This is a genomic window from Flavobacterium sp. N3904, assembly GCF_025947305.1.
Taxonomy (GTDB): domain Bacteria; phylum Bacteroidota; class Bacteroidia; order Flavobacteriales; family Flavobacteriaceae; genus Flavobacterium.
Genome location: NZ_CP110009.1, coordinates 2,728,935 through 2,751,293 on the forward strand (window position 1 = coordinate 2,728,935; position 22,359 = coordinate 2,751,293).

Annotated in this window: 14 protein-coding genes; 11 read left to right on the forward strand and 3 right to left on the reverse strand. The window is 34.5% G+C overall.

Annotated elements, in window-relative coordinates:
• The first annotated feature begins 4 nt into the window (after positions 1 to 4).
• The gene (locus tag OLM57_RS11620) at positions 5 to 640 is read left to right on the forward strand and encodes a hypothetical protein (protein ID WP_264563861.1); all 636 of its coding nucleotides are present in this window, start codon (positions 5 to 7) and stop codon (positions 638 to 640) included.
• A gap of 117 nt (positions 641 to 757) precedes the next feature.
• Here the strand turns inward: OLM57_RS11620 and OLM57_RS11625 are convergent, their stop codons facing one another.
• The 3 genes from OLM57_RS11625 to OLM57_RS11635 form a co-directional block, all read right to left on the reverse strand.
• Positions 758 to 1,249 (reverse strand): CHRD domain-containing protein, encoded by a 492-nt coding sequence (locus OLM57_RS11625; RefSeq protein ID WP_264563862.1) that lies wholly within the window; start codon positions 1,247 to 1,249, stop codon positions 758 to 760.
• 193 nt (positions 1,250 to 1,442) lie between these two features.
• Positions 1,443 to 1,916 carry a 23S rRNA (pseudouridine(1915)-N(3))-methyltransferase RlmH gene (gene rlmH, locus OLM57_RS11630; protein WP_264563863.1) on the reverse strand — a complete coding sequence of 158 codons (474 nt, stop codon included), beginning with the start codon at positions 1,914 to 1,916 and terminating at the stop codon, positions 1,443 to 1,445.
• Between the two features lie 72 nt (positions 1,917 to 1,988).
• Positions 1,989 to 2,750, reverse strand: a complete 762-nt coding sequence (locus tag OLM57_RS11635; protein WP_264563864.1) for a hypothetical protein — start codon at positions 2,748 to 2,750, stop codon at positions 1,989 to 1,991.
• A 566-nt stretch (positions 2,751 to 3,316) separates the two neighbouring features.
• Between OLM57_RS11635 and dnaK the strand changes: the two genes are divergently transcribed.
• The 10 genes from dnaK to bglX all read left to right on the forward strand — a co-directional run bounded on the left by dnaK (position 3,317) and on the right by bglX (position 22,250).
• Entirely contained in the window at positions 3,317 to 5,203 is a 1,887-nt protein-coding gene (gene dnaK, locus OLM57_RS11640; RefSeq protein ID WP_264563865.1) for a molecular chaperone DnaK, read from the forward strand.
• A 121-nt stretch (positions 5,204 to 5,324) separates the two neighbouring features.
• A complete protein-coding gene (corA, locus tag OLM57_RS11645) occupies positions 5,325 to 6,395 on the forward strand; it encodes a magnesium/cobalt transporter CorA (protein WP_264563866.1) in 1,071 nt (356 codons plus the stop codon).
• A 117-nt stretch (positions 6,396 to 6,512) separates the two neighbouring features.
• The gene (gene pta / locus OLM57_RS11650; protein WP_264563867.1) at positions 6,513 to 8,606 is read left to right on the forward strand and encodes a phosphate acetyltransferase; all 2,094 of its coding nucleotides are present in this window, start codon (positions 6,513 to 6,515) and stop codon (positions 8,604 to 8,606) included.
• Between the two features lies 1 nt (position 8,607).
• On the forward strand, positions 8,608 to 9,807 hold the full coding sequence (locus OLM57_RS11655; protein WP_264563868.1) for an acetate/propionate family kinase: 1,200 nt from the start codon (positions 8,608 to 8,610) through the stop codon (positions 9,805 to 9,807).
• Between the two features lie 181 nt (positions 9,808 to 9,988).
• A complete protein-coding gene (locus OLM57_RS11660; RefSeq protein ID WP_264563869.1) occupies positions 9,989 to 12,733 on the forward strand; it encodes a histidine kinase in 2,745 nt (914 codons plus the stop codon).
• Positions 12,734 to 12,974: 241 nt separating this feature from the next.
• Positions 12,975 to 15,953: a SusC/RagA family TonB-linked outer membrane protein gene (locus OLM57_RS11665; RefSeq protein WP_264563870.1), complete on the forward strand. Its 2,979-nt coding sequence runs from the start codon at positions 12,975 to 12,977 to the stop codon at positions 15,951 to 15,953.
• A 6-nt stretch (positions 15,954 to 15,959) separates the two neighbouring features.
• On the forward strand, positions 15,960 to 17,432 hold the full coding sequence (locus OLM57_RS11670; RefSeq protein WP_264563871.1) for a RagB/SusD family nutrient uptake outer membrane protein: 1,473 nt from the start codon (positions 15,960 to 15,962) through the stop codon (positions 17,430 to 17,432).
• 111 nt (positions 17,433 to 17,543) lie between these two features.
• Positions 17,544 to 18,923 (forward strand): glucoamylase family protein, encoded by a 1,380-nt coding sequence (locus OLM57_RS11675; RefSeq protein WP_264563872.1) that lies wholly within the window; start codon positions 17,544 to 17,546, stop codon positions 18,921 to 18,923.
• Positions 18,924 to 18,962: 39 nt separating this feature from the next.
• A complete protein-coding gene (locus tag OLM57_RS11680; RefSeq protein WP_264563873.1) occupies positions 18,963 to 19,946 on the forward strand; it encodes a LamG domain-containing protein in 984 nt (327 codons plus the stop codon).
• Positions 19,947 to 19,949: 3 nt separating this feature from the next.
• On the forward strand, positions 19,950 to 22,250 hold the full coding sequence (gene bglX, locus OLM57_RS11685; protein ID WP_264563874.1) for a beta-glucosidase BglX: 2,301 nt from the start codon (positions 19,950 to 19,952) through the stop codon (positions 22,248 to 22,250).
• The last annotated feature ends 109 nt before the right edge of the window (positions 22,251 to 22,359 follow it).

Genomic DNA, 22,359 nt, shown 5'->3' on the forward strand with positions numbered 1-22,359 from the left:
AAGGATGAAATATTTATTTGGAATTGTACTCTTATTTTGTGTTTCTTGTGGGAATAAAGAAGATGTTTTATTGCCAAAATCAGATCGATCGATTGTAAAAGACGTAGTTGATCTTTCGCCAATTTATATTTTTTTCAGAGTGAACGGCAAAGATACTCTGGCCGAAGTAAACAGAAAAAACAGCATTATTACAACCAATTGGATTTTGAATATTGATAAGCGACTGCCTTTGCGTTTGGTCATTCCTGAAGTGATGAAATTACAGCAACGCAAACGCGAGGAAAAAGAACATAGAAATGAATTGGCACTTAATTATTATTCTTATGCCGATACTATTGGCAAAAACTTGGCTTTTATTCCTTTCACGCAAGTGTATTATAAAATGGAGAAGCCGTTTATTTTGGATAGTTTTATATGTTTTAAAAAGAATGGTTTGGTCAAAATTAATGACAGTATTTATTCTGTCAATGAATTATCAAATTTGAATAATTTATTTATTGAAAGAGAATGTGAAATTATATTTTCGTTTGATAAAAATTTATCTTTTGGAGAATATATTCAAGACAAGATTTTGATTGAAAAATTGGTTATAAAAAAGAAAGGAATCTGGATCAATCACAATAAAGAGTTTGTTTATTAATTCGTTTTTTTTTATGATAATGGCTTATTTTTTTGATTTGAAAGGTGTTTTTGTTTGATAAAGATTATAAGTGCTAGTTCGTAAATTATTGAAAAAAACAGTGTCAAAGATAATTTCTTAATTTACCACCTCGCCAAGGGTACCGACACAGCTACCGCAACCTCCGCCAGGGCTATTTGTGATGAGTTGTCCCCTTATTTCTCCTTCCGGAAAAGTATCGCTGCATAGATTTATATAAAAAGAATTGTACATAAGTAGGCTTTCTTGAAATGAATTTAAAGCAGGACTGGTAAAAGTTATTGGGGAGGTTAAATTTGTAAACGTATATAGAGCATCACCATTAATGTCTTTGGCACCAACATGTACGTGTCCTGAGGTAGGGGTTAAGCCAGAATATGTTACAGTTAATGTAAAAATTCTGGTGGTTTTATCATAACTCAATTTCGCTGTACCTTTTGCATCTGATATGGTCGGAGGTACTTCATTTGCTCCTTTTAAAGTAGCATTAAAAGATACAACCGGAGAGTTAGGGGAATCATCACTATTGGAACAAGAAACGGAGCTAATAAATAGGAGTGAAACTGATAAATAAATAATAATCTTAAGCATAATAATATATTTTTAAATTAATAAATGGTTTTAAAAAAATATAATTATTAAATTTAATTTTAAAAAAAATTAAACATATCAAAGGTACTCTTTTGTTTTTAATTGATTAATTTTTGTTGGGTAAAAAATTGATTATAGGCATGTTGTGAAGTATTGAATTTGCATTTTAATCTAGGGATTTTCGGCAATGTATTTATTGATGATGATATGGTTCATTTCTCAAAATAGTAAAGCCACGATACAATTGTTCGATAAAAAATAACCGCACCATTTGATGCGAAAATGTCATTAACGAAAGCGAAATCTTTCCATTTGCCTTAGCGTAGACGGTATCCGAAAAGCCGTAAGGACCACCAATTACAAATACCAATGTTTTTACTCCCGAGTTCATCTTCTTTTGTAATTCGTCTGAAAAGGCAACGCTGGAAAAGGTTTTTCCGTTTTCGTCCAATAAAATGAGCTGATCTGTTGGAGTAATTTTGGCCAAAATAAGCTCGCCTTCTTTCTCTTTTTGCTGACTTTCGGATAAGTTTTTCACGTTTTTGATATCTGGAATAATCTCCAGATCAAACTTGATATAAAACGACAACCGTTTGGTGTAATCATCAATTAAGGTTTGTAATGCTTTATTGTCTGTTTTGCCGATGGCGATAAGTTTGATATTCATCTTTAGTGTTTCAAATGGCCAAAGTTACAAAAGGACTTCTTTAGTTTTTATAAAGTATTAATAGAAAAAAAATTAAAATACTTTTGTGTATAACAATCCAATATAATTTGATTTTTGTGTAAAATCTCTAATATAATTGATATTGAACTGATGTTTTCGGTTTGATAAAAAGGTCAAATCAATGGCAGTGAAAGTGTCAAGGGATTCTTTAAAATAAGCTAATGTTTTTTGACCATTTATAGAAATCTCAATTAATGTTTTTGGGGATAAATAATAATCGAGTTCCAAGGACAATACAAATAGGTCTGTAGAATGGTAATAATTCAGATAATCAATAGAATAGTCAATTTCGGCTTTTTCATTGATTTTTGTGCTAAAATTTAAATCTATTTCGGATATGTATTCATTGGGATCATCGAAAAAAGCAGTAAAATAATAATTAACAGTAAACTGATCCAATATAAGTATCTTGAAGTCGGGATTGAATTGATATAATGCACCGAAAGTGTAAGGATTGATTTCGGTATTGGATTCGCTGAAAGTGTTGCTTTTTACTTTGGTTATATTTAATGAGGTTTGACCTTGTATTTCAAAATGACTATCGAAAGCATATCGCACTAAAAAAGAGGGTACCGCAAATTGGGTATTTTTCTCTTCTCCAGTTTTAAACCAGGTTACATTTGTACCCAATTGTAATGCCAGCCCTTGATGGTTTATGTTTGTCAGGTCTGATAAATCATCAAGATAGAGCTGAGTTTCTTTATTGTTTTGCGAGAAAGATTTAACAGTTATGAAAATTAATAGTAAAGTTATAATAATGCCTTGCTGCTGCATAATTGCGAATAGTAGTATTTGTTAATTTAAATGCACAATTTAGTCTTTTTTATAAACAGAAAATAAAAATTTATATAAAAATAACGGTTATATGGTTTAATTGCTGTTTTTTTTTCTATTGCATTACGGTAAAGATGATTGTAATGTTTCTTGAGATTCATGGTGTTTTTTGTTATTTGACAGTTGAATTAATCGATTAATTATGTTTGAATACAAAGGTATGTCAAATTAGATTTCTAGACATTTACTAATGATGTTAGAACCGCAAGATGATTACTTCACTATTTATATATTTTCATTGAGTTCAGTGAATTTCATTTGACGGAAGTTACCGAAGTAGCCCGACCGCATTTTGTAAAGAGGCGGAATAGGCATTTGCTATATTTGGCCTCTTTACATAATGGGGACTTGCCTAACCAATTCTTAAAATGTCAGTTTGTCATATTAATTTATGCCAATTGTAAAGAAAACTGACAATTTACTCGGTTTTTTATATTGGCATAAAGATTGCCTTAGAGTCTTCGAGCCGTTAAAATAAGTATACAATAAAATTAAATATATTAAAAATGGGTAAAATAATCGGAATTGATTTAGGTACAACAAACTCTTGTGTTTCTGTAATGGAAGGTAATGAAGCAGTAGTAATCCCTAATGCTGAAGGAAAAAGAACAACACCATCTATCATCGCTTTTGTTGAAGGTGGAGAAATTAAAGTAGGTGATCCTGCTAAAAGACAAGCGGTAACTAATCCAACTAAGACTATTGCTTCTATCAAACGTTTTATGGGTCATTCCTTTGCAGAAATCACTGAAGAAGCAAAGAGAGTACCATATTCTGTAGTTAAAGGTGACAATAATACACCACGTGTAGATATCGATGGTCGTTTGTACACTGCTCAAGAATTGTCAGCTATGACACTTCAAAAAATGAAAAAAACAGCTGAAGACTATTTAGGTCAAACTGTTACTGAAGCAGTTATCACTGTTCCTGCTTACTTTAATGATGCACAACGTCAAGCTACAAAAGAAGCTGGAGAAATTGCTGGTCTTAAAGTAATGCGTATTATCAACGAACCAACTGCTGCAGCTTTGGCTTACGGTTTGGATAAAAAAGGTAAAGATCAAAAAATTGCTGTTTACGATTTAGGTGGAGGTACATTTGATATCTCAGTTCTTGAATTAGGGGACGGAGTTTTCGAAGTATTGTCTACAGATGGAGATACTCACTTAGGAGGTGATGATTTTGACCACGAAATTATTGACTGGTTAGCTGACGAATTTAAAGCTGAAGAAGGTATCGATTTGCGTTTGGACCCAATGTCATTGCAACGTATCAAAGAAGCTGCTGAAAAAGCAAAAATTGAGTTGTCTTCTTCTGCAGAGACTGAAATCAACTTGCCATACGTGACTGCTACGGCTTCTGGACCAAAACACTTAGTTAAAAAATTAACTAGAGCTCAATTTGAAAAATTAACTGATTCATTAGTAAAACGTTCAATGGCACCAGTTGCTAAAGCGTTGAAAAATGCAAATTTAACAGTAAATGATATAGACGAAGTTATCTTGGTAGGAGGTTCTACTCGTATCCCAAGAATCGTTGAAGAAGTTGAAAAATTCTTTGGTAAAAAAGCATCTAAAGGAGTTAATCCTGATGAAGTTGTTGCAATTGGAGCAGCTATCCAAGGTGGAGTTCTTTCTGGAGATGTAAAAGATGTATTGTTACTTGACGTTACACCTTTGTCTTTAGGAATTGAAACTATGGGTGGAGTTATGACTACATTAATTGAAGCTAACACAACTATACCAACTAAAAAATCTCAAGTTTTCTCTACAGCTGCAGATTCTCAACCAACTGTTGAATTACACGTTCTTCAAGGTGCAAGAGCAATGGCTGCTGATAACAAAACTATCGGTCGTTTCAACTTAGACGGTATTCCACCAGCACCAAGAGGAGTTCCTCAAATTGAAGTAACTTTTGATATTGATGCTAATGGTATCATCAAAGTTTCTGCAACAGATAAAGGAACTGGTAAATCTCATGATATTCGTATCGAAGCTTCTTCTGGATTGACAGCTGAAGAAATCGAAAGAATGAAAAAAGATGCCGAAGCAAATGCTGATGCTGACAAAATTGCAAGAGAAAGAGCTGAAAAATTGAACGAAGCAGACGGAATGATTTTCCAAACTGAGTCTCAATTGAAAGAACTTGGTGCTAAATTATCTGATGATAACAAAGTAGCGATCGAGTATGCATTGACTGAATTGAGAATGGCTCACCAATCTCAAGACATTCCTGCAATTCAAACAGCCCTTGACAACATCAATGCAGCTTGGAAAACAGCTACAGAAGCTATGTACGCTCAAGGAGAACAAGGTCAACAAGCTGCTTCTGAGCCACAAGCTCAAGCACAAGGTGACAATGTTGAAGATGTTGAATTTGAAGAAGTAAAATAAGTATTAAGAAATTAGTACAAAGTATTAAGATTAAAACCGAGTTAGCAATAGCTCGGTTTTTTTTATGCTATAAAGTCAAACAATTATTTATTTTTTGTAATATTACTATACAAATTATTTTATGAGAAAGATTAAATACAAGAAAGGAAAGCGATTGCAGCCGTTTAGTCTCGAATATACAGGTTTACACAGAAACAAAGAGATTGAAATGCAATTGTTTGTTTATGATGACTGTACCGTAAGCGAATATGAGAATGGTACTATTGCCAACTTGGAAAAGCATATTGATTATACTAAAACAAACTGGTTGAATATTCACGGATTGAGCGATATTGATTTGCTTAAAGAGGTTGCAGACTATTTTAAAATCGATAATTTTATGCTTGCTGATATTCTAAATACCACCAGAAGAACCAAACTCGAGGAGGAACACGACGTTTTGTTTTTTAATATAAAATCAATGTTGCCTTCTGAAACTACAGATGATATAAGGGTTGAACAGATTAGTTTTTTGTTAAAGAAAGGAATCTTAATTTCTTTTCAAGAAAAAAGAAGTGATTTTTTTACCCACATTCGCGAGCGCATTCGAACCAATTCTGGAATTGTTCGAGCCAAAAAAGCTGATTATTTATTGTATATTCTGTTGGATGCAATTATTGGAAATTTTTATATAACCATTGAAAACGAGGAAGATAAAATTGAAGATTTAATAAATCTAACTAAAAGTAGTGCCGATCCTATTATTTTAGAAAAAATAGAAAAGCATAGGGATAATTTCAATTTCCTGAAACGTTCCATTATCCCGCTTAGGGACTCATTGTATGATATAAAAAGTATAAAAGAAGACGATGTGTTTAACGAAATCGATTCGGATAATTTTAGTTTTTTCAGTCGTTTGCATCAAAAATGTTTGGAACTTTTGGAACAAATAGAATCGGATATGGGATCTTTGGAAAGCGCATCTAATTTCTTTTTTGCAGCACAAACGCACAAGATGAATGAGATAATGAAAACACTGACCATTATCTCTGTTATATTTATACCGCTTACTTTTATTGTGGGAGTTTACGGGATGAATTTTGATATTATGCCTGAATTGAGATATCATAATGGTTATTATATGGTGATGGGGTTTATGTTTTTGGTGGTAATTGGGATGGTTTTTTATTTTAAAAAGCGAAACTGGTTCTGATTTATTATTATATACAGCAGTTTATTATTTAAAACTGATTTTGGTCATATTTAAAGGGAAATTAAATACATAATTTTGTACAAAACATGTTGGTGATTATATTTTAAAATTTTAAGTATGAATAAAGCTATATATATTGCAACTATAGAAGAAAATTGCGGTAAAACGATAATTACTTTAGGGTTGATGAGAACACTTTTGGGAAGAACAGCCAAAGTTGGTTATTTCAGGCCAATAATAGAAGATTATGAGGAAGGAAAAAAAGATACTCACATCGAAATGGTTATTTCTCATTTTGATTTAGATATCGATTATGACGATGCTTATGCTATTACCAAAAGTAAGTTAATCAAGAAAAAAAATAAAGGAAAACTGGGTGAGGTTGTCGATCTCATTATTGAAAAATACAAAAAATTAGAAGAGCGTTTTGACTTTGTTCTGGTTGAAGGTACTAGTTTTTCGGGCGAAGGCACGGTAATCGAGCTGGATATGAACGTACTTATCGCAAAAAATCTTGGGATACCAACGATAATTGTAGGTTCTGGAGAAGGAAAAACGTTGGATGAATTGGTCGATAATCTAAATTTGGCCTATAATTCATTTAAAGTGAAGGAGGTAGAAGTATTGGCAGTAATAGCCAATAAAGTGCAACCGGAAAATTTGGATTTGGTAACTTCAAGTCTTCAAAAAAGTTTGCCAAAATCAATAGTAATAAATTCAATTCCATTAATTTCTAGCTTGCATAATCCTACAATTCAAGAAATTGTTGAAGTTTTGGATGCCAAAATTTTATTTGGACATGAATATTTAAATAATCAAAGCGGGAGTTACAGTATTGGAGCAATGCAGTTGTGTAACTATTTGTTGCATCTAAAAGAAAATGGACTTATCATTACGCCTGGCGATAGAGCCGATATAATTCTTGGAGCATTACAAGCCAACGAATCTGCAAATTATCCATCGGTTTCGGGTATAGTTTTGACAGGTAATATCATACCGGAAGAAAGTATTTTAAAGCTGATAGAAGGTCTTTCTACCGTTGTGCCAATCATTACTGTTGAAGGCGGAACCTATCATATTGCCAATAAGATTGGAAATATTAAATCTAAAATTTATGCTGGTAATTTGCAGAAAATTGAGACTTCCATTAATACTTTCGACAAATATGTAGATTTGGATGCATTAACCAATAAATTCAATGCTTTTGAAGCAGAAGGCATGACTCCAAAAATGTTTCAGTACAACTTGGTTAAAAGAGCCAAAGAGCATAGAAAACATATTGTTTTGCCGGAAGGAAATGATGAAAGAATTATTATAGCTGCAGCGCGTCTACAAGCGATGGATGTGGTTGATATTTCGATTATTGGGAATAAAAAACAAATTGAAAATAAAGTTGCCGAGTTAGGTTTGGATTTTGACTTTTCGAAAGTGCCTATTATTAATCCAAAAGAATCTGAAAATTATGATGATTATGTAAATACGTATTATGAATTGCGTAAGGCTAAAAATGTAACACTCGGAATGGCCAAAGATTTACTGGAAGACGTTTCGTATTTTGGTACTATGATGGTCTATAAAGGACATGCTGACGGAATGGTTTCTGGAGCGGCGCACACTACACAGCACACTATTTTGCCTGCATTGCAGTTCATTAAAACCAAACCAAATTCTTCGGTAGTATCCTCTATATTTTTTATGTGTTTGGAAGACCGTGTTTCTATTTTTGGTGATTGTGCGATCAACCCAAATCCAACTGCAGAGCAATTGGCCGAAATCGCAATTTCATCAGCCGATTCCAGTATTGCTTTTGGAATAGAGCCCAAAATTGCGATGCTTTCCTATTCATCGGGTTCATCTGGAAAAGGAGATGAAGTAGATAAAGTGAGAGCAGCTACCGAAATAGTAAAACATAAACGTCCGGATCTTAAAATTGAAGGACCAATACAATATGATGCAGCCGTAGATTTAGAAGTTGGACAAAGCAAAATGCCAAATTCTGAAGTAGCGGGTCATGCAAGTGTTTTGATTTTTCCTGATTTAAATACAGGAAATAACACTTACAAAGCAGTGCAAAGAGAAACAGGAGCATTAGCCATCGGACCAATGTTACAAGGTTTGAATAAACCAGTAAACGATTTAAGTCGAGGTTGCACAGTAGATGATATTATTAACACCGTCGTGATTACGGCAATTCAAGCACAAGGACTATAATATGAAAATAGTAATAATAAATTCCGGGAGTTCCTCTATTAAATATCAAATGATTGATATGCCTTCCAATGAAGTAATTTGCAGCGGAATGATTGATAGAATTGGTTTGGAAACTTCAAACTTGAGTTATGTTACCAATTTAGTAAAAATTGAAGAATCATTGCCTATTGCCAATCATAAAATAGGATTGCAGAAAATTGCTCAATTATTGATGGATGAGCAAGTAGGTGTTATAAAAAGCACTAAGGAAGTTGAAGCTGTTGGACATCGTGTGGTTCATGGTGGAAGTACTTTCTCTAATACTGTTGTTATAAATGATGATGTAAAAAATGAAATTAAACATCTTTTCGAATTAGCGCCATTGCATAATCCGGCAAATTTTGAAGGTATAATTGTTGCCGAAGAAATTTTTGCCAATGCAAAACAGGTTGCTGTTTTTGATACTGCTTTTCATCAAACAATTCCCGTAGTTGCTCATAAATATGCAATTCCAAATTATCTTTTGACAGAAAATAAAGTTCGTGTTTACGGTTTTCATGGAACCAGTCATAAATATGTTTCGGAAAATGCTATTCAATTTTTGCAAGCCAATTCGGTAAATAAAACTTCAAATATTATTACAATACATCTAGGAAATGGTTGTAGTATGACCGCTATAAAAGACGGGAAAAGCATCGATACCACACTCGGATTTGGTCCAATGAATGGTTTGATTATGGGAACTCGTTCTGGAGATATCGATCAATCAGTCATTTTTTATCTGGTAAAAACTTTAGGATATACTGTAGATGAAGTAAATACTTTATTGCAAAAACAAAGCGGAATGCTTGGTCTTACAGGATATAGTGATTTAAGAGACATAGAAGCAAATGCCGAAAAAGGCAATGTAGATTGTCAATTGGCATTGGCAATGAATGCTTATCGAATTAAGAAATTTATAGGTTCGTATTCTGCAGCTTTAAATGGTTTGGATGCTATCGTTTTTACGGCAGGAATTGGAGAAAATTCATCCTACATCAGAAAATTGGTGTGTACCGATATGGAATATTTCGGATTGGAATTGGATCATTCCAAAAATGAAGTTCGTTCCAAAGAAATGAGAGAAATAAATACACCTGAATCAAAAACAAAAATTTTGGTTATCCCTACCAATGAAGAGATTGAAATAGCAAATCAGGTCTATGAATTGTTATTGAGTTAAAATTTAATTTTATTTTTTAAAAAGCTTCTGTATTCAGAGGCTTTTTTTTATGCAGTAAATTCAATAAATGTGTTTATATTTGAGGGTTAATCGTTTTATTTTGGATTCGAATTTTTAAAAAAAAAGTTCGAAATATAAATATAATTCCCTGTTTCTTTTTAAAAGTAATTTGCAGCTCCATATGAAAAATAATGTCTTTAGTTTAATTCTATTTTGTTTTATTTCATTCAATTCGTTAGGGCAAGGATTGTTGCCGTTTGTTGAAAATTACAGCAAATCCAATTATCAGGGAGATAATCAAATTTGGAGTCTGGCTCAAGGAAAAGATAACGCGATGTATTTTGCCAATAACCATTATTTATTGCGCTATGATGGCGTTAAATGGGAAAAAAACATGTTGCCCAATAAAACTATCATCCGTTCAATTATGGTTGAAGGCGATCGTATTTATTCAGGTTCTTATAAAGAATTTGGTTATTGGTATCGAAAGGATGGAGTAATGAAATACGTTTCTATATCAAATTCAGAGAGCGTTTTTAATGGTAAAGAAAATGAAGAAATTTGGAAAATTTTTAAATTTAATTCCAAAATTTATTTTCAATCTTTCAATGAAATTTTTGTTTATGATGGTACAAAAATCAAGAAACTGAAACTTCCATATCTTATATCCTATTGTTTTGTAATTGACAACCAGCTTTTGATAGCAACGGTCGAAAAAGGGGTTTATAAAATGGTTGGTTCACGTTTTATTCCCATAAAGGGGTGGAGTGTTTTAGAAAAAAAAGTAATCCATTCTATCGAAAAATTTGAAGATAAAACTTTTGTTTTCACTCAAAAAAACGGTGTTTTTATAGCACAAAAAGGAGTCCTCAAGCCTTGGAATTCTCCATTGAATGAAACCTTAAAAACAGCCATAATAAACGATGCACAGTTTATAAAAAACAATAAGCTTGTTATTGGAACCGCAAGTAAAGGCGCTTATGTATATAATCTAAAGGATAATACTTTTATAGATATTAATCGCAATAACGTTCTAGAGAATAATTCGGTATTGACAATTAACCAAGACAGGGAGAATAATTTGTGGTTAGGGCTTGATAATGGAATCGCGTTTGTTGAGGTAAATTCGAACATTACAATTTTCTATGATAATTCGGGGACTCTAGGTTCTGTTTATTCAGTTGCTGCTGCTGATAATGGTTATATAATGGCTTCTAACCATGGTGTTTTTAAATACGCAAACAATACTTTTTCATTGATTCCCAACACCCAAGGGCAAGCATGGAATATCAGTAAAATAAACAACAGTTATCTTATTGGACACAACGAAGGAAATTTACTGTATAAGAATGGTGTTTTTTCTAAGTTAAATAATATAAATGGCGGTTGGAATTTAACAAAAAGCAATGCAAATAACAGCTATTTGCAAGCAACATATAGCGGAATAGTGTTGTATACAGATCCTAACGATTTATCGATTTATAAGGTTATAGATGGGCTTTTAAAACCAATAAAACAAGTCGCCCAGAATACTAAAAATGAAATTTGGGCTGCAGATAATTATAGAGGATTGTATCGAATTATACTCAACGAAAAAAATGAAACCCAAAAAGTATATAACATCACTAATCTCAATAAAATTTCAAATGATTTTGGTGTAAAAATTTTTGAATTTCGAAATGATATCCTTTTCTTGATTGACAACACTTGGTATACTTATAATTCAATAACTGAAAAATTAGAAAAAAATGCATTGTTTAATGCCAATTTCAAGAACATTTCAGACATCGTTTCTATAGATGAAAACCATTTTTTGGTATACCAAAACGGGCTTTTATATCATATTTACGCCAATAAAAATAATTTTGTATGGAATGCCATTCAGGAGAAATATTATAAAGGCAAAATTATAAATGATAATTTGAGAATTTTTAAATCTGGAGACCACTATTTATTGAACCTGGACGATGGATTTATTTCACTCCAACTAAAGTTTGAAAACAAACACAAGAATATTTTGAAAGTGGAGGCTTTTAACAATGACGTTTTAGTTCAAAACCATTCCAAAATAAAATACAATTCCGAAATTAGAATTAACATTATTTCAGGAATTTATGGAATATCAAAGCCCAATTTGTTTTACAAACTTGATGATCTTAAGGATTTGATTCCTGTTGAAAATGGAACTGTGGTTTTGAATAATTTGAAAAGTGGATCCCATGAAATTAGTTTTTATTATCATGATGGGTTGCATTATAAACAGGCTGTTAGTTTTGAATTTAGCGTCAATAAGCCCTGGTATTTTTCTTTTTGGATGATTGCATTATATCTTGTTGTTATTGTTTTTTTCTTCTTTTTATATTACAAATGGAACAAAATGCGATATCTTCAAAAGTTGGCTTTACAAGAGGAAGAGCTGAAACACCAAAAAGAGATTTTAGAAATGGAACTCAAAGCCGAAAATGAATTGAACAGCCAGGAATATGAAAAACATATTTTGGAATTAAATTTGCAAACCAAGGCTTCTGAGGTGGCCGGCAAATCGCTTTCAATAGCAAAACAAAGCGAAATGATTGAGAATATTCAAAGGATTTTGGATTCTGAAACCGATTTTAATAAGCTTAAAAGCGAGATTAGAAAAGCCATAAAAATTAATGCAGTCAACAAGCATGAATGGGAAACTTTTGAAACCAATCTGAATCAAATCAATAATGAATTTATAAACAGTCTCTCCAAAAAATATCCTGCCTTAACGTCAAAGGATATTAAGCTTTGTATTTACTTAAAAATGAATCTTTCTTCGAAAGAAATTGCGCCTATGATGAATATTTCATTCAGAGGAGTCGAATTGCATCGATATAGACTGAGAAAAAAGTTGAACCTTTTGCAAGAAGAAAGCCTTTCTAAATTTTTATTAAATTTATAATATTCCTTCTTTTTATTTCGAATTATGTTATTTTATCTTAAATTATTACATAATTCCAATACATCATTACTACATCATACTGTAGTTTTGACTTTCTTTTTTACACTAATTTTTTGTTCAATTCATTGATATATCTTACTCTATTATTATGATGATGTAGTTATGTAGTAGCTCAATATTGCGTACTACAACGTTGTAATTGGCTAATTTAGCTTCATTGAATTTAACAAATCATTAATATATGAGAAATTTTGTATTTAGCTTTTTAGCACTAATTCTTCTTCCAGCCTATATGTCTGGACAAGAAATAAAAGGAAAAGTAATCGATAGTAAAGGAATTGGAATTCCAGGAGCTATAGTTGTGGCTACGGTTTCCAATATTTCTGCAGAAACCGATTTTGACGGACAATTTAGTATCAAAGCCAAAGTAGGTGAGGTATTAAACATTAGTATGTTGGGTTTTGATGCTGTTTCATTGGCAGCAACTTCAGAACCAATGAATGTCATTTTAAAAGATTCAAAAGAAAATGAATTAAAAGAGATTGTCGTTATTGGTTATGGTACCCGTAAAAAAGCGGATATTACAGGAGCGATTTCAAATGTATCTGGAGCTACTATTACAAAAGCAAAAGTGGCCAATGTGACGCAATCCATTCAAGGAAATGCTGCTGGGGCTCAAGTTATCGGAACTGATGTACCAGGAAGTTCACCTTCACTTATAATTAGAGGTATCGGAACATTTGGTGCTGACAGAACGCCATTGTATGTTGTAGATGGTATTCCTACCAAAAATATTTCTAATTTAAATCCCAACGACATTGCTACACTTGAGGTCATAAAAGATGCTTCTGCTTCTGGAATTTATGGTAACCAGGCTGCAAATGGTGTTGTAATTATTAGTACAAAAAGAGGTAAGGGAGATAAAACTACAATTACGTATGATGGATTTTATGGTGTAAAGACTACTTTGAAGAAAGTAAAAATGGCCGCTGCAAATCATTATGCTTATTATTCTGATGTGGCATTGCAGAACCCCACATTTTCTACAGATCAGTTGTATAACACCAATTGGTATGATGAAATTACACGAACTGGAAATTATTCATCCAATAATGTTTCGCTGTCAGGAAGTACCGAAAAAATTAATTATTTATTGAGTATTAATAATTATACCGAACAGGGAATTCTAAATGGATTGGACTATCAAAGATTTACGATTAGAAACAACAATGATTTTAAAGTTTCGGATAAGTTAAAAATAACCCAAACGTTGAGTATTGCCAATACCAATTCAGATCCAAAACCATTGTCGGCTTTTACGGCAGCCTACAAGCAATCTCCTATAGTTCCGGTGAAATATCCAAACGGACAATGGGGATGGCCAATTGTTGGGGCTGATGGTCAGGCTTCTACTACGGGATCTTTTTTCAATAATGTTGGAAATCCTGTTGCTCAGTTGGAATATTACACCGAGAAACAAAACAGTATGCTATTGCAGGGAAGTTTGGGTCTAGATTATCAAATTCTTGATTTTCTAAAATTCAATTCAAGTGTTGGTGTTGAGTATAATAATTTTAGATCATTTATTTATACTCCTTCCAGAAATCTGTGGCTGCTCGCTGATCCTTCAAGAACAGAAGCCGCTTATCCTTCTAGTTTGCCTATAAATGAATTGGCCAATACAACAAGTAATTACTTCAACTGGAATTTTGATAATTTCTTTACCTTTTCAAAGAAATTTGCCGACATACATGATGTAGAGGTAATGGTGGGTATGTCTGCCCAAGAGTGGGGAAGCATAGGAAAAATGACTACCAATGGTAGAAACGTTCCTGAAAATTCAAACTATTGGAGTTTAAAATTATCTTCTTCTCCTAGCTTTAATGTAGGTAGTACCGAAATGAGTAACCAGAAAGACTTAATAGGTTATTTTGGAAGGTTACAATATAAATTAATGGACAGATACCTTTTTACGGGTACACTTCGTAGAGATGGTTCTTCGCAATTTCAAACAGGCTATCAATGGGGAACTTTCCCAGCATTTAGTGTTGGTTGGATTATTTCTGAGGAAGAATTCTTGAAAGACAGCAAAACTATCAGTTTTTTAAAACTTCGTGGTGGTTGGGGAAAAGTGGGAAATCAAAACGTTCCTATTAACGATCAGACTTTTGTATCGGGTGCAGGTTATAGTTATGATTTTGGCGGATCGCTTTATTCAGGAACAACTATTGGCGCTTTTGTTGATCCTACTTTGGGTTGGGAAATTACTGAAGAAACTTCTGTTGGTTTGGATGTGAAATTTCTGGATAACAGATTGTCAGGTACTTTTGATTGGTATAATAAAATCACTTCTAATGTGATTCTAAATGTTACACCGCCTCTTACCGTAGGTACAGGAAGTACACCTGCTCATGCCGGAGAAATCACAAATAAAGGGTTTGAAATAGCTTTGCGCTGGGAAGATAATATTACTGACAATCTTAAATATTGGGTAGGTGGTAATTATTCGAATAATAAAAATGAAGTTTCTAATATTTACAATCCTTTGGCTATCAAGCAGCAAGGTGGAAATATTGATAATGGGCAATACACTAAATTATTATCAGAAGGTGAGCCTTTGGGAAGCTTTTATTTATATGAAGTTGCAGGGTATGATGCGGCAGGAAATTTTACGTATTATGATGCAAATCACAATATCACTTCAGCGCCGGTAGAAGCGGACAGAAAGTTTTTTGGCTCGTCTTTACCGACTTATTATTACGGAATAAACTTAGGTCTTCAATACAAAAATATCGACTTCTCTGTAGATGGTTATGGCGTTGGAGGAAATGTAGTTTATAATGGTAAAAAAGCACAACGTTTTGGTAACGAAAATATTGAAGCCTCCGTTGCCTCCGATTTTTGGACACCAACCAATACAGGTGCACCTAATCCAACTCCTTTTAATGCGGTGCCAATTTCTTCTAATTATTACTTAGAATCTGGGGATTATTTTAGAATAAATAACATCACGTTGGGCTATACTTTAGACAAATTATTAAATAGTAGCACTTCTGTTCGATTTTATCTAACAGCTACAAATCCTTTTATAACTCAAAAATTCTCGGGTTATACTCCTGAATTAAATAATGATGGAGATCCTATGGGAACACAAGGAATAGAGCTTAATGCTTATCCTGCAATCAGTTCTTACCTTTTTGGTGTTAATTTAAAATTTTAATTGATTATGAAAAAAATATATAGACCATTAGCACTGGCAACATTCCTGATTTTTAGTAATAGTTGTTCAAACGACTTTATAGATGTTGCCCCTACAGAAAATATTGCCGAAGCAGATTTGCTATCAATTTACAATAACAATGAAGGAGCAGAAAGTTTTGTAACGGCTGTTTATAATAAAGAACTGAGTTGGAATATAAGTTCCTTTTCTTGGAACGGATTATCCAGTATTTCGTCTGATGATGCAGACAAAGGCTCGTCTCCAAGTGATACTGGTTCAGATAAAGATAAATGCGATGCTTTAACATTAGATTCAGGTTCTCAATCCGTTCAGGATGTTTTTGAAGGGAATTATCAAGGAATAAGTAGAGCCAATATTGCTCTTTTGTACTTACCAAAATTAGATAAAGCCGACGCAAATCTTAAGGCTAGATTAACAGGTGAGGCCAAATTTCTTAGAGCATTAATGTATTTTAATTTGGTTCGTTGTTTTGGCGGAGTACCGATTGTAGATCATGTTCCTGTTCCATCATCAACAGCCGATACCGATATGACGCTTACAAGCAGATCACGAGAAGATGTATATGCCTTCATAGAAAGTGATTTATTGGCTGCCATTGCTGTATTACCCGAAAAAGGAGGATACGCTGCTTCTAATCTAGGCAGAGCTACCAAAGGTGCTGCTCATGCATTATTAGCAAAAGTATATTTATATCAAAAAAATTGGCAAGGTGTTTTAAGTCAATGTGCATTGGTTACGGGCTATGATTTATTTCCGGATTATGCTTCGCTTTGGAGAGAAGTGGGTGAAGATTGTAATGAATCCATTTTTGAAATTAGAGGAAATGGTGGCAATCCATCAAAAGGAGTAGAGGGTTACATGGTGACTCAAGGCGCACGTGGAAATAGTGGCTGGGGCTGGGGTTTCAATACACCAAGCGTGGTTTTAGCCAATTCCTATGAAGCGGGTGATGTTCGAAAAGATGCAACCATAATTTTTGCAGGGGAAACCATGTGGGACGGTAGAGTTGTATCGCCTCTTGTTGAAAATCCGATGTATAATGAAAAAGCGTATGTGAGCCAAACCAAAGAAACTTTTAATGGCGGAGATTGGGAAACCACAAAAAATATACGTGTCTTGCGTTATGCCGAAGTTTTATTAATGCAAGCCGAAGCAGCAAACGAAATAGGTTCTGGAGATGTTACCGGACCGCTAAACAAAGTGAGAAACAGAGCAGGTTTGCCCAATACTACAGCGGTTGGTCAAGTTCCTTTGAGAAATGCTATCTGGGCAGAAAGAAGACACGAGTTAGCTTTTGAACATGATAGATGGTTTGATTTGGTGCGAACTGGACAAGCAAAAGCAGCAATGGCTCTCGATGGTAAAACTTTTGTGGATGGAAAGAACGAATTGTTTCCAATTCCTCAAAAATTCATCAATCAGGCCAATGGGAAAACGGTGCAGAATCCTGGATATTAAATCCAGTTGTATTGCAACGCCGTTTGATTTAACTTTTTCAAAGTTCAATGCTAGAAAGAGTGGTTTAGTTATAAATTAAACGGCTTTGTTTTCAATTTTATAAAATAAAAAATGATAAAGTATTTAACATTAGTTGTTCTGTTTACTTTTCTGGGATGTGATTCTTCTGGAGCAAGTCCTATTGTAGACCCGCCAATAACTCCACCGGTAACTCCACCAGTTACAAAATTAACAGATGAGGAACTTATGGACGTGGTGCAAAAACAAACCTTTGCCTATTTCTGGAACTATGCACATGTCAATTCGGGAATGGCAAGAGAGCGTTATTTTCCAAATGACCCTTCTTTTGAGGCTAATATTGTTACAACTGGAGGTTCTGGTTTTGGTTTAATGGCTCTGGTTTCGGGAATGTCACGAGGGTATATTACTAGAGAGCAAGGCACGGAAAGATTAAATAAAATTGCTGGTTTTTTGGCTACAGCAGATCGATTTCACGGTGCCTGGTCGCATTGGATTGACGGTAATACTGGCAAAGTAATTCCTTTTGGAACATTTGATAATGGAGGGGATTTGGTCGAAACTTCCTTTTTGGTAGCTGGAATGATAACCGTTCGGGAATACCTGAAAAACGGAACAGCTGCCGAAAAAGAAGTAGCGCAAAAATACGATATCCTTTGGAAAGGAGTCAATTGGCAATGGTACACCAACAACAAAAATGTGTTGTATTGGCATTGGTCTCCCAATTATGAGTGGCAAAAGAACTTTCCTATTGAGGGATACAACGAATGTCTAATAACTTATATCATGGCCGCATCATCGACAACACACCCTATAAACCCAATTGCCTATCACGAAGGCTGGGCTAGGAGTGGTGCTATTGTTTCGGCCAAAACCAAATACAATATTCCGTTGATTCTAAAACACAATGGTGCTGAGGAATTTGGAGGACCATTGTTTTGGTCACATTATTCGTATTTGGGTTTAGATCCAAATCAGTTGTCAGATCAATACGCCAATTACTGGGATGTAAATGTAAATCAAACAAAAATTGATTATTTGTACTGCGTGGCAAATCCTAAAAAGTTCAAAGGGTATGGCAATAATTATTGGGGATTAACAGCCTCTTATTCTCGAAATGATGATGGTTCAATAGGATACGATGCACACATGCCCAGCAATGACAAAGGCATTATTTCGCCTACTGCAGCCATAAGTTCTATAGTATATACTCCAACTGAATCGAAAGCGCTGATGCGCAATTTATATGAGAATTTTAAGAAAGACACTTGGGGCGTGGCAGGATTTTATGATGCCCACAGTCAACATTATAATTGGACAGCACCTCGATATCTTGCGATAGACCAGGGGCCAGAAGTGGTCATGCTTGAAAATTATCGTACCGGTTTGTTGTGGCAATTATTTATGGATGCTCCCGAGGTAAAACAAGGTTTGATTGCTCTGGGTTTTCATTCCGGAAAATATGGGTTCTAATAAAATAGAAAAATTAATATTCTTTAAAACTAAAAAAATATGAAAAATATAAAAATGATAGTGCTAGTTATGGCTGTTGCTTTGCAGCTATTTGTTGGTTGTTCAGACAATTTAGATTCCAATGAACCGCTTCCTTATCCACCCATAGGAACTTATAATACATCGGATGAGGTAAATGCTGATAATCTAATTGCAAAATGGAGTTTTGATAACACTATTGATGATACAAAAGGAGGACTAAAAGGGATTGGGACAAATGTTGCTTATGCCGAAGGTGTAAAAGGACAGGCTTATCAAGGATCAAATACACAAGAACGTTATGCTATTTACAATAATGCAACAGCTGTTGGGGCGTTGAGTAGTTTTAGTTTCAGTTTTTGGATGAATTCGGGACAAACTGTTCCAGATGGAGGATCTCCAGGACAAGGTAAAGGAATTCAAGGGATATTCTCTTTGGTAAATCCTGCTGGTTTTTGGGGTGGATTGAATCTTTTCTTAGAAAATGTGGACAATTCAAAACCCAATACACTTCGTTTAAAAATGGGTATAGAAAATAAAAGAGTGGCTTGGGGTGGACAAGGACCAATATTCAATATTGACGGTTCTTTGGACACTTGGATTCATATTGTTTTGACCTATGATGATGTGACGGCCAAGTATACCGTGTACAAAAATGGAGCAATTGGAACGAATAGTATTTACGGAACTCCATACGGTCCATTTACAAATCAAAACGGATATGCTGTACTTTATGGAGATAATCCAGGAGGACCTGATGGTAGTAATGCCAATCCAAATGCTGCTCCTTTATATGGCGCATTAGTTTTTGCAACACCAAATTTATCGCAATTGGTAATTGGTTCCAATCAATTTAGTACAACACCATCACTTACGACTGCTCATGGTGATGAAGGTTGGGCAACTGATTATGCAGGATTATTGGACGAATTTAGAATTTACAAAACGGCTTTAACTCCAAGTGAAGTAAATGCTTTATATAAATTGGAAAGTTCAAATAGATAAAAAATGAAGAACAAACTAATAATACTATTTATAAGTTTTGCTTTTTTGGGCTACAGCCAAAATAAAGACACCAAAAAAGCTGCGCCATTAAAACCTAAAGCCGAGTTTGTGGCTGAGTTAATGGCAAAAATGACGCTGGACGAAAAAATAGGACAGTTAAACCTTCCTACTTCGGGAGATATAACCACTGGCCAAGCCAACAGCTCTGATGTTGCAAAGAAAATCGAAGAAGGTAAGGTCGGTGGATTATTTAATATAAAATCAGTTCAAAAAATAAAAGAAGTACAGCGAGTTGCTGTCGAAAAAAGCCGACTCCAAATACCATTGCTTTTTGGTATGGATGTCATTCATGGCTACGAGACAACCTTCCCAATTCCACTCGGATTATCGTGTACCTGGGACATGCAATTGATACAGAGAAGTGCCCAAATTGCGGCACAGGAATCCAGTGCCGATGGGATCAACTGGACTTTTTCTCCTATGGTAGATGTGTCAAGAGACCCGCGCTGGGGTAGAGTTTCAGAGGGCTCCGGCGAAGATCCTTATCTGGGAAGCCAAATTGCAAAAGCAATGGTAACCGGTTATCAGGGAAACGACCTTGCCAAAAACAATACCATATTGGCTTGTGTCAAGCATTTTGCTTTATACGGTGCACCAGAAGCTGGAAGGGATTACAATACGGTAGACATGAGCCGAATACGAATGTACAATGACTATTTCCCGCCTTATAAAGCGGCTGTCGATGCTGGAGTTGGTTCGGCAATGGCTTCGTTCAACGAGGTCGAAGGGATTCCTGCTACAGGAAATAAATGGCTGATGACAGATGTTTTGAGAAATCAGTGGGGTTTTAAAGGTTTTGTAGTGACCGACTTTACAGGAATAAATGAAATGGTAGATCACGGAATGGGCGATTTGCAAACTGTTTCGGCTCTGGCATTAAATGCAGGAATCGATATGGATATGGTTGGTGAAGGTTTCCTGACCACTTTGAAAAAATCATACGATGAAAAAAAGGTGACTTTAGAACAAATCGACAAAGCAGTTCAACTTATTTTGGAAGCAAAATATGATTTGGGTTTGTTCCAAGATCCTTATAAATATTGTGACACCAATAGAGCGAAAACCGAAATTTTTACCAAAGCCAACAGAGACGAAGCACGAAAAATAGCGGCTCAGTCTTTAGTGTTGTTAAAAAACGACAAAAATATTCTTCCGTTACAAAAATCAGGAACTATTGCCTTAATTGGTCCTTTGGCAGATGCTAAAGAAAATATGGCGGGAACCTGGAGTGTTGCTACCAAACAGGAAAACTCGATATCTCTTTTGGCGGGACTCAAAGATGCTGTTGGAACAAAAGCAAAAGTGCTTTATGCCAAAGGAAGCAATCTAGATTATGACCCGGCATTCGAAGAAAAAGCGACCATGTTTGGAAAGACTTTGCACAGAGACAACAGAACAAATGCCGAATTAACCGCCGAAGCTTTAAAAATTGCCGGTCAGTCGGATGTAATTATTGCAGCTCTTGGCGAATCGGCCGAAATGAGTGGTGAGTGCAGCAGTAGAACCAATCTCGAAATTCCTCAGGCTCAAAAAGATTTATTAAATGAATTGCTCAAAACCGGGAAACCTGTTGTTTTGGTTTTATTTACAGGGCGTCCTTTGGTGCTTATTGAGGAAAGTAAAACGGTTTCGTCAATTTTGAATGTTTGGTTCCCAGGAAGTGAAGCCGGTTACGCCATTTCGGATGTTTTGTTTGGTGATGAAGTTCCGTCTGGAAAATTGACATCCACTTTTCCAAGAAGTGTTGGTCAAGTGCCTATATATTATGCTCATAAAAATACTGGAAGACCGCTTTCTAATAAAGACGGGAATTTCGAAAAATTCAGATCCAATTACATAGACGAAAGAAATGAACCTTTGTATCCTTTTGGATTCGGTTTGAGTTATACCAATTTTGATTATTCGAACCTTAAAATTTCATCGGATAAAATGAATTTCCACCAAAAAATAACGATTACTGTTGATGTTGCCAATATCGGAAATTATGACGGAAAAGAAACCGTTCAATTGTATATAAGAGATGTTGTGGGATCGGTAACCAGACCAATGAGAGAGCTAAAAGGTTTTCAGAAAGTGCTAATCAAGAAGGGAGAAAAGCAAACTGTCACATTCGAAATAAGTATTGAAGATTTAAAATTTTATAATTCTGACTTGCAATTTGTTGCTGAAACGGGGCAGTTTGAAGTTTTCGTAGGTGGAAACTCAAATGCAGAAAATAAAGTTAGTTTTAATTTAGTAAATTAAGCTTGGTTAGTTAGTTTGGTTTGCCCTTCGTTTTTGGTTAGACGAAGGGCTTTTTTTTAAAGGCCGAAGTGAACTTAACCGCAAAGAAAGCAATGATTATTATACTTTG